This window comes from Arthrobacter vasquezii (genome assembly GCF_029455255.1).
In the GTDB taxonomy this organism is placed as follows: domain Bacteria; phylum Actinomycetota; class Actinomycetes; order Actinomycetales; family Micrococcaceae; genus Arthrobacter_D; species Arthrobacter_D parietis.
Genome location: NZ_JAROKN010000086.1, coordinates 1 through 8,505, shown reverse-complemented (window position 1 = coordinate 8,505; position 8,505 = coordinate 1). Strand labels below are relative to the sequence as shown.

Annotated in this window: 10 protein-coding genes and 3 tRNA genes; 4 read left to right on the top strand and 9 right to left on the bottom strand. The window is 62.9% G+C overall.

Features of this window, described 5'->3' with window-relative positions:
- Positions 1-27: 27 nt before the first annotated feature.
- The 3 genes from P4U43_RS16980 to P4U43_RS16970 all read right to left on the bottom strand — a co-directional run bounded on the left by P4U43_RS16980 (position 28) and on the right by P4U43_RS16970 (position 1,215).
- A complete protein-coding gene (locus P4U43_RS16980) occupies positions 28-219 on the bottom strand; it encodes a DUF2273 domain-containing protein (RefSeq protein ID WP_277359790.1) in 192 nt (63 codons plus the stop codon).
- A gap of 9 nt (positions 220-228) precedes the next feature.
- Positions 229-669, bottom strand: a complete 441-nt coding sequence (locus P4U43_RS16975) for an Asp23/Gls24 family envelope stress response protein (protein WP_277359789.1) — start codon at positions 667-669, stop codon at positions 229-231.
- A gap of 66 nt (positions 670-735) precedes the next feature.
- Positions 736-1,215 carry a hypothetical protein gene (locus P4U43_RS16970; protein WP_277359788.1) on the bottom strand — a complete coding sequence of 160 codons (480 nt, stop codon included), beginning with the start codon at positions 1,213-1,215 and terminating at the stop codon, positions 736-738.
- Between the two features lie 167 nt (positions 1,216-1,382).
- On the opposite strand from P4U43_RS16970, the gene P4U43_RS16965 reads away from it, so the two are divergent.
- Positions 1,383-2,603, top strand: a complete 1,221-nt coding sequence (locus tag P4U43_RS16965) for a sensor histidine kinase (RefSeq protein ID WP_277359787.1) — start codon at positions 1,383-1,385, stop codon at positions 2,601-2,603.
- A gap of 18 nt (positions 2,604-2,621) precedes the next feature.
- Here P4U43_RS16965 and P4U43_RS16960 read toward each other — a convergent pair whose 3' ends face one another.
- The 6 genes from P4U43_RS16960 to P4U43_RS16935 form a co-directional block, all read right to left on the bottom strand.
- Positions 2,622-4,070: a glycosyltransferase family 2 protein gene (locus P4U43_RS16960; protein WP_277359786.1), complete on the bottom strand. Its 1,449-nt coding sequence runs from the start codon at positions 4,068-4,070 to the stop codon at positions 2,622-2,624.
- A 9-nt stretch (positions 4,071-4,079) separates the two neighbouring features.
- A complete protein-coding gene (locus tag P4U43_RS16955; protein ID WP_277359785.1) occupies positions 4,080-5,051 on the bottom strand; it encodes a HEAT repeat domain-containing protein in 972 nt (323 codons plus the stop codon).
- A gap of 5 nt (positions 5,052-5,056) precedes the next feature.
- Positions 5,057-5,425: a response regulator transcription factor gene (locus tag P4U43_RS16950; protein ID WP_277359784.1), complete on the bottom strand. Its 369-nt coding sequence runs from the start codon at positions 5,423-5,425 to the stop codon at positions 5,057-5,059.
- A gap of 163 nt (positions 5,426-5,588) precedes the next feature.
- Positions 5,589-5,664, bottom strand: a tRNA-Phe gene (locus P4U43_RS16945).
- Between the two features lie 56 nt (positions 5,665-5,720).
- Positions 5,721-5,794, bottom strand: a tRNA-Asp gene (locus tag P4U43_RS16940).
- A gap of 64 nt (positions 5,795-5,858) precedes the next feature.
- Positions 5,859-5,931, bottom strand: a tRNA-Glu gene (locus tag P4U43_RS16935).
- A gap of 141 nt (positions 5,932-6,072) precedes the next feature.
- Between P4U43_RS16935 and P4U43_RS16930 the strand changes: the two genes are divergently transcribed.
- The 3 genes from P4U43_RS16930 to P4U43_RS16920 all read left to right on the top strand — a co-directional run bounded on the left by P4U43_RS16930 (position 6,073) and on the right by P4U43_RS16920 (position 8,404).
- The gene (locus P4U43_RS16930) at positions 6,073-6,432 is read left to right on the top strand and encodes a metallopeptidase family protein (protein WP_277359791.1); all 360 of its coding nucleotides are present in this window, start codon (positions 6,073-6,075) and stop codon (positions 6,430-6,432) included.
- Between the two features lie 37 nt (positions 6,433-6,469).
- A complete protein-coding gene (locus P4U43_RS16925; protein WP_056545857.1) occupies positions 6,470-7,387 on the top strand; it encodes a cation diffusion facilitator family transporter in 918 nt (305 codons plus the stop codon).
- Between the two features lie 141 nt (positions 7,388-7,528).
- Positions 7,529-8,404, top strand: a complete 876-nt coding sequence (locus P4U43_RS16920; RefSeq protein ID WP_277359783.1) for a coiled-coil domain-containing protein — start codon at positions 7,529-7,531, stop codon at positions 8,402-8,404.
- Positions 8,405-8,505: the final 101 nt, after the last annotated feature.

Genomic DNA, 8,505 nt, shown 5'->3' with positions numbered 1-8,505 from the left:
GCCGTTGCGGCGCTGCGGCTGCTGCGGTCACGATGATGAGCGGCGTCCGGCCAGGGCATCGCGCACGCTGCGCAGGTCGAGCTTGCCCTCCGCAACCCGGCCGACGAAAGCGCCGATAGCCATGAAGAGTGCCACCAGGAGGAAGCCCCAGAAGTGGAAGATGAGCGCAGCGAAAGCAAGGATGGTGCCAACAAGGATACCGACGACGGTGAGGTTCATAGTGGCTCCTTAGCTCGCCGCGGGGCGGGGCTTCTCAGTGCTCTTGGGATCATTCAGGCCGGGCACGTGCACATCATTGATTTCAACGTTGACTTCAATCACCTTCAGGCCCACGAGCTCACCGACAGCGGCGAATACGGCTGCGCGCACCTGGTCGGCCACCGCAGTGAGCGGGTAGCCGTATTCAGCAACGAGGTTGATGTCAACGGCGGCTTGAATCTCCCCCACCTCCACGTGCACACCCTGCGCCAGGTCGCTGCCACCGACCACATCGCGAAGCGCCCCAAGCGCTCTGCCGGTGCCGCTGCCCAGCGCGTAGACCCCAGGCACCTTGCGGGCGGCGATCGCGGCAACCTTTGCGGCGGCAGTTTCGGAGATGGTTGTCCTGCCGGTTGCGGATTCAGTAACGGGCGCTACGCCCGCCGGCCCTGTTCCCTGCTCGTGCTCCATGCTGGCGCCCTTTCTCTTTCGCCCAGCCTAACCCTTCCGCTGAACCTTTGACACGCGCCGGAAGGGTCAGCGGGAAGGCTCGCTGCAGTGCTCCCTGAGCCACTCCTGGACTGGCTGCAGCGCCTCACGGAACGCGGATTCATCAAACTGGCCAGTGCCGTGCGGGCCGCTCTCAGCGGCGTCCGCCACCCGGACGAAATGCGGCTTGAGCTCGTCGGGAACCTTGCCGTGCAGGTGATGCAGCTGATCCTCAAGCTTGGTCATGGTCTCGGGATCTTCATCTCCCCTGAAACTGAGCGGGGCCAACAGCACAGAGGAGATTCCGGCGGCAACAACCAGGCAGTCCGCCATGGCCGCTCCGGTGTTGTGTGCGCCCTCCGCGAGCCGAGGATCGGGCGATTGGAACATGGATGGCGAAGACTGCGGTGGTTCGGAAGGGATAGGCGGCATGCTCAGGGTGCTGGCTGCCTCCGGTGGGGCAGCGGCGCACCCGGCCAGGGACAGGGCGAGCGCACCAAAAACGGCCACGGCGAACTTGAGTCTCACGCCTGGCGGTCCTTCCATTGAGGGGTGGTGGCTGATGGAGTGCCGGCTGCCTGCAGACAGGGCTCCACCTCTCTAACGGTCAACGGCGTGAGTCTTCTCCCGCAGCATGGCCACGGCCCGCCAGCCGTTAGACTTCCCCCAGGACGTACAGGAGGGGGAACCACACCGTGTCCATAGAGGTAGGCAGCCGAAGCGAGACACAGCGGCTTCTCACACTGGAGCGCTATTCCCTTGCGGACGGGTTGTCCGGCCGCGAGGGAACCTATTACGAGGATCTCGACAACCTCGTAGTACTGGCCGCGGACGTCTGCAGGGTCCCCTTCGCTGTCATCAACATCATCACCGCCGACCAACAGCACCAGATAGCCGCTCGGGGTATCGAAGCGAGTGTTTGTTCACGCGAAGACTCAATGTGCGCCCAGGTCTTCCGCTATGGCCACACGGTCATGGTGGAGGATTGTCTGGAGGACCCGCGGTTCCGCGGGAACCCATTTGTCACCGGTGAGATCGCCGAGGTCCGCTTCTACGCCTCTACTCCGCTCATCACCGCGGAGGGCGACGCGTTGGGAACACTGTGCGTATTCGATGATTCACCCGGCTCGATCACTCCACAACAGAGCCGCAGCCTCGAAATCCTGGCCACCCAGATCATGGACATCCTGAACTTGCAACTGCGGACACGCGAGTTGAGCACCGCCCTGCAGGAGCTGAAACGCAGCAATGAACTCCTCGCGGAATTCGCCGGGCGGGTGAGCCATGATCTGCAGGGTCCACTCACAAGTATTCGCGGCTTCGCCGAGATGCTTGAGGATGACACCGCGATTCCCGCCCGCAGCACCAGCCGGAAATACCTCGAGCGCATCGGTGCCAGCGCGGGCAGGATGACGGCGATGATCGAAGAGCTCCTCGCATTTGCCCGCTCCAACGGAACTCTGCGCGTCCAACCGGTCAGTTTGGCGGCAACCGTGAGAGCCGTGCAGGACGACCTCGCCGCCGCCATCTCCGCTGCCGGAGCGCGCCTTGAGGTGGAGGAATTTGTGGGCCAGGCTGATCCCACCCAGCTACATACGCTGTTGCAGAATCTGCTCCAGAACGCCCTGAACTACCGCCATCCCCACAGGTCTCCCAGAGTACGGATCAGTGCCGGCCAGTCCGCCGAAGATAGGTGGTGCCTGAAGTTCGAGGACAATGGCATCGGGATTGCTCCCGAAGACCGGCAGAGGGTGCTCGAACCGCTCGTGCGGCTGGAGAGCAACGCAATAGCCGGTACCGGGCTCGGCCTGGCAACCTGCAATCGGATTGCCCAGGCGCACGGCGGTTTCCTTGAGCTGGAGGAGACCGAGGGCGGCGGCCTGACCATCCTCGCGTGTTTTGGCAGCGGTAGTTAGCAGGAACACCGGCGCCGGCTACGGTGACGCGTTCTCGAAACCTGTCCGGGTCATGGTGCCCCAGACCTGCTTCTTGCCGCGAAGCGCTGCCCACCAGCCCTGAATCCGCCAGATAGCGGTCAGCTGGCGGTACCCGATGTTTTCCTGAACCGATACCAGCAGGGCCACCCAGAGATCCCCCCACCGGTTGTAGCGGTGGAACGAAGCTTCCTCGACCAGCAATGCCATCAGCGAGACAAAAATGGCATAGAGGTACGCGACAGCGATGAACGCGAGCGCGTAGGGCACGTTCACCACGCCGAGCAGCAGTCCCAGCGGGACAATGACGAGGCCAAAGAGCTCAATGGCGGGAGCGATGAGCTCAAAGATCCAGTAGTAGGGCAGCGCAATCATGCCCACGGTCCCATAGCGGGGGTTGAACGTCATGCCGCGATATTTGATCAGGACTTCCCACAGACCGCGGTGCCACCGCCGTCGTTGTCTTGCAAGGACCGCGGCCGTGGAGGGAACTTCCGTCCAGCACACCGGTTCGGCGATGAAGATGACGCGGTACTTCCGTTTGGACCGGCGCATCATCCGGTGCAGGCGCATGACCAGTTCGAAGTCCTCGCCGATGCAGTCCGGGTCCAGACCACCCGCCTGGGTCACGAGGTCGCGCCGGAACATTCCGAAGGCACCGGAAATGAGAATCAGGGAATTGAGTTGGGACCACCCCGCCCGCCCAAGGAGGAAGGAGCGCAGGTATTCCACGATCTGAATGCGGGCGAAGTAGTTCTTCGGCATGTTCACGCTGACCACGCGGCCTGCAACGACCTCGCATCCGTTGGCCACGCGCACCACTCCGCCGGTTGCGATCACGCGCTCGGGGTCATCAGTGAAGGGCTTGGACACCACAAGGAGGGAATCGGGATCCAGCAGGCTGTCGGCGTCGACCATCACCACGAGGTCCTTGGACGCGACGTTCAGTCCCATGTTCAGCGAATCCGACCGGCCCGAGTTTTCCTTGTCAACAACCACGATGGGCAGCGCGGTATCCCGCGCACGGTAGATGGCGCGGATGGTTCCCCGGACGGGCACCTTGACGGACACTTCCCGCCGGTCTTCGACGAGGTCATAGACATCGATCAGCGTTTGCAGCGTCTCATCCGAGCTGCCGTCATTGACCACCACGACTTCGTGATCCGGGTAGCGCAGGTCGAGCACAGAGCGGACGGACGTTGCGATGACTGCGCCCTCGTTATACGCCGGCATCAGGACGGAGATTCCCGGACTGAGCGGGGATGCGGCGGTGACTCGGGCCCCGGCAAAGGACTGCCGCCGGAGATGCGCGGTGAAATTCACGCTCGCGAAGATGATCAGCAGCAGCAGGAACGAATTGATCACGATGAAGTAGGCCAGTACGGGGTACGCCGTGATCTCGAAGAGCAACCGGATTGCCGCTCTCAGCGGCTCAAGCACGTTCTCCATCCGTTCCCCCTATGCATCCACGAGGATGCGGCGGACATCCGCATCGGCATGCTCGATGACCCGCCTGCGCACGTCGCGTGCCTCGGCGCCAGGCATCGCCTTGAGAGCTTCTCCTGCTGCCTGCCGGACAGACGACGACGCAGCGCTTGAGCAGGAAATGTCCGCAAGTTCGCTGATGGCAGGCTTGTGGCCGAGCCGTCCCAGTGACCGGGCGCAAGCAGCGATGACGACATCGGACGCACCTTCCCGGCCCCGCTCCGCAACCATGCAGTCGAACAGTGCGTCCGCGGCTTCCGACATGAGCAGCAGGCCCACCACAGCCGCAGAGCCATAGCGGATCCCGGCGTCCCGGTCCCGCAGACCCTCGATATACACTGCGGGATCCTGTTCGGGCAGATTGAGCAACGCCGTGGCGGCAACCGAGTGCGGGATCCCGCTGGTCAGCGAAAGCGCATCGACGAGGTGCCCTCCGGCCTCGGGCTGGGCCGCGACGCCGAGGGCACGCGCCGCCACAAGACGGACCTCGAGGCTCTTGTCCTGAAGGGCGGCCGTCAAGGGGCCGATGACCTCCCTGCCGCCGAGAATGCCGAGCAGTTCAGCCGCAGCAGCCCGCTGAATGGTGCCGCGGGAATGGATTCGGTCAAGGGATCGGCTGAGCAGGCCGCGAGCGGCGAGGACGCGGATCATGGCCTCGCGCACATCACCACGAACTTCGGGGATCATGCGCAGCAGGGTGTTTTCCACGTGCTCCCCGAGGGCGCCCGTTGTCGATGCGAGTTCCGACTCCAACTCCGCCAGCGCCTCATCCTCGGCAACCGCGAGCATCATGATGCGGGTGCGGATTGCCTCGTCATGGACAGTCCTCCGGCGCTCACCGGCGTGGCGTGCCGCCTTGATGAGAACGACTGCGGTCAGAGCCAGCACGCACGCGACAACCAGAACGACAACGGCGACCGCCAGCACATCCCATGAGACCAGCACGGGAGTTAGCGTGCCAGGATGCCGGCAACCCGGGCTGCGAGTTCGCGGGGGCTGAAGGGTTTGACGACGTAGTCGGTGACGCCGGCGGCGAACCCATTCTCGATATCGCGTTCCTGGTTTTTGGCGGTCAGGAGGATCACCGGAACGGAGATCGGAGGCTCTGCCGAGCGCATCATTCTGACCATGTCCACCCCGGACATGCCAGGCATCATGACGTCGGAGATCACAAGGTGGTACTCATTGTTGGTGGCCAGTTCCAATCCGGCGACCCCGTCACCGGCGGTCTCAACCTCGTAACCGCTTGACTCAAGCTTGGTGGAGACGAGATCGCGGATGTCCGCGTCATCGTCAACAACCAGGATTCTGTGTGGCATTGCCGATCCTCCCCGCAATCCTTGCATCTTGCCCCCTACCCAGACCTAGCCTAATCGACGGCCGGTGACCCTGTTTCGATTCGTCGCTGATGCGCGGAAGGATTGGCTTGGCGGGGAAACTGCGGGGCAAAGCAAAAGCCCCCGGTTTCCCAGGGGCTTTCAGTGGTGGCTCCGACCGGCGTCGATCCGGTGACCTTTCGATTTTCAGTCGAACGCTCTACCAACTGAGCTACAGAGCCTTGCAACCATCGTGTGATGATCACCGTCGACGCCCGGATTTCTCCGATCGCCTCAGCGACCCTGACGGGACTTGAACCCGCGACCTCCGCCGTGACAGGGCGGCGCGCTAACCAACTGCGCTACAGGGCCTTGCGATTTTGCAAGAGTTTGATCCTATCAGCACCCAAACGGTGCTTTGAACCACTCCCTTGCGTACCCCCAACGGGATTCGAACCCGTGCCGCCGCCGTGAAAGGGCGGTGTCCTAGGCCGCTAGACGATGGGGGCCAGGACCACACAAGTACTTTACTCCTCGTTGTGGACCTCTAAAACTATAGGGCTTCGATCTCGATTACACAAAACCTCTGAATCGCCGGTCGGACGTCCTGCGGAAGCGACGGCAGTAGAGTTTCCTCCGTGCCCATCGATATGAGCCTCGAGGACTTCGAATCAGCAGTCGACGACGCAATTGACCAGATCCCGGACAGGCTGGCGAGGGCTATGAACAACGTCGCCATCTTCGTCAAGGAGGAATTTGAGTCCGGCCCCGGCGAGGAAGCGGATCCCGACCTGCTCGGCCTCTATGAGGGTACTCCGCTGACGGAAAGGGACTCCTGGTGGGATGCCGGCTCCCTGCCCGACCGCATCAGCATCTTCCGGCAGCCGCTGCTGAGGATGTGCGGGAGCCGCGAGGAACTCGTGGATGAAATCCTCATCACCGTGATCCACGAGGTTGCGCATCACTTCGGGATTGATGACGAACGCCTCCACGAGCTGGGCTGGGGGTAACCCAACCTGGCTACCGCCGGGGCTTCATACTGGTTATATGGGCGCACACTCTCATGGGCATCCCGTCACCGCGACGGGGAAGCACCGCAAGTCGCTGGTGCTGGTCGTGGCGATCACACTCGCCGTCGTTGTTGTTCAGGTGATCGGCGCTGCGCTGTCCGGGTCCCTGGCCCTGCTCGCTGACGCGGGCCACATGCTTTCCGACGCCGCCGGCGTTTTCATAGCGCTGCTTGCCTCCTGGATAGCAACCCGGCCTGCCACTGTGCGGAGCACCTACGGCTACCAGCGGGCAGAAGTGCTGGCGGCACTGGCCAATGCCGTCATCCTGGTGGTGATCGCGGTGGTCATTGCGATCGAGGCGTTCCGCAGGCTGGGTGAGCCAACAGAGGTGCGCACGGACATCATGCTGATAGCTGCGCTGCTCGGCGGCGCGGCGAACCTCGCCTGTCTGCTGATCCTCCACGGCGGGCATAAGGAAAGCCTCAATCTTCGAGGCGCCTATCTGGAGGTGCTGGGAGACCTGCTTGGGTCAATTGCCGTGGTGATTGCCGCCGTCGTCATCGCAGTGACCGGATTCCTGCAGGCTGACGCCATAGCCTCCATCCTCATTGCAGCCATGATTCTGCCGCGCGCATGGAGCCTGCTGAGAGACGTGATCAATGTGCTGCTCGAGTCCGCCCCCAAGGGTGTGGATCCGGCGATGATCCGGGAGCACATCCTGAAAGTGCAGGGGGTTGTCGATGCACACGACATTCATGCGTGGACCATCACCTCCGGCGTTCCCGTCTTTTCGGCCCACGTAGTGGTGGACACCGAAAGCCTGAACGCCGAGGGTGTTGACCGCATGCTCGACCGCCTTACGCACTGCCTCAGCAACCACTTCGATACCGAGCACTGCACGTTTCAACTTGAACCGCTGGAGCATGCCGTGCATGAGAGCCGGCAGCACGCCTGACTCGGGCGCGACACGCCGTGAACGGCCTTGCGTTGGGAATGACACCGCTGTTGTTTAAGATACTGGTGTGACAAATGTTGCTAAAGTGACATTTGGGGCTCTATCCTCGGACAAGTCTGGTTGCCGTCCGAGGATCGAGTTATGCCGCAAACCTTTTCGCAGCGCGGATTTTCCGCGCTCACTGCCATGCTCGTGGGATCGCTGCTCACCGTGGGATTGACGCCGTCGCCAGCCTTTGCAGCATCGGATCTGCCCAGCCCCGCCGACATTGCCGCTGCGGAGGACAACACAGCAGCGGCGGCTGAACTCGTGACAGAGATCGAAAGCATCCTCGAGAATGCTTCCGCAGAACTGCAGGGCGCGCAGGTTGAGGCGATGAAGTCGCAGGGCGCCTACATTGATGCACTCGCGGAACTTGATGAGCGGCGGTCGACCGCCCAGCGGCTTTCGGCACTGGCCGGGCAGGCTGAGCAGACCTACCGCACTGCCTCCACGGAGCTCGGTCAACTTGCCGCGGACATTTACCGTGCGGGCGGCATCATGCCGGACAGCAGCCTCCTTTCGTTCGTCCAGGACCCAGGCAGCATCATGTATCAGGCCTCCACTGTCGAAGGCATGGCCGCCTCCCGGTCACGCACCGTCAACCAGGCTGAAACTGCGGCGAAGTCGCTCGAGTCCCTGCAGGCCGACGCACGCAACGCGGAGCAGGCAGCCGCCGACGCAGCCGAGGCCGCGGAAAAGGCCGGAGCCGCCACAGAATTCGCGATGGCGAGCGCCGCGAGCCTGGTGGAGGAGAAGCAGGCCGAACGCGGAACCCTGGTTGCGCAGTTGGCGCAGCTGCGGAACACCACCGCGGCTCTCGAGGAGAAGCGCATCGCCGGCCTTGAACAGGAACGACGCGAGGATGAGCTCGCTCGCATTCTTGCCGCATCAGCCGAGGCGGCTGCCGCAGCGACCGCCTCGCCTCGCTCCGAAGCACCGCTTGCTCCAGCCCCCAATTTGGGAACCGGCTTATAAACACATACGTTATTCATGGATGAGGCGTCCGTAGAAAAACGAAAGCTTGGTGCAATCGGTTTGGAACTCATCGACCTATTAATTGGCATGGCTATTCTCAC

Excerpts from the sequence above, each read along its gene's own strand:
- P4U43_RS16980 (WP_277359790.1), bottom strand. The coding sequence starts at position 219 with ATGAACCTCACCGTCGTCGGTATCCTTGTTGGCACCATCCTTGCTTTC.
- P4U43_RS16975 (WP_277359789.1), bottom strand. The coding sequence starts at position 669 with ATGGAGCACGAGCAGGGAACAGGGCCGGCGGGCGTAGCGCCCGTTACT.
- P4U43_RS16960 (WP_277359786.1), bottom strand. The coding sequence starts at position 4,070 with ATGGAGAACGTGCTTGAGCCGCTGAGAGCGGCAATCCGGTTGCTCTTC.
- P4U43_RS16950 (WP_277359784.1), bottom strand. The coding sequence starts at position 5,425 with ATGCCACACAGAATCCTGGTTGTTGACGATGACGCGGACATCCGCGAT.
- P4U43_RS16930 (WP_277359791.1), top strand. The coding sequence starts at position 6,073 with ATGAGCCTCGAGGACTTCGAATCAGCAGTCGACGACGCAATTGACCAG.
- P4U43_RS16925 (WP_056545857.1), top strand. The coding sequence starts at position 6,470 with ATGGGCGCACACTCTCATGGGCATCCCGTCACCGCGACGGGGAAGCAC.
- P4U43_RS16920 (WP_277359783.1), top strand. The coding sequence starts at position 7,529 with ATGCCGCAAACCTTTTCGCAGCGCGGATTTTCCGCGCTCACTGCCATG.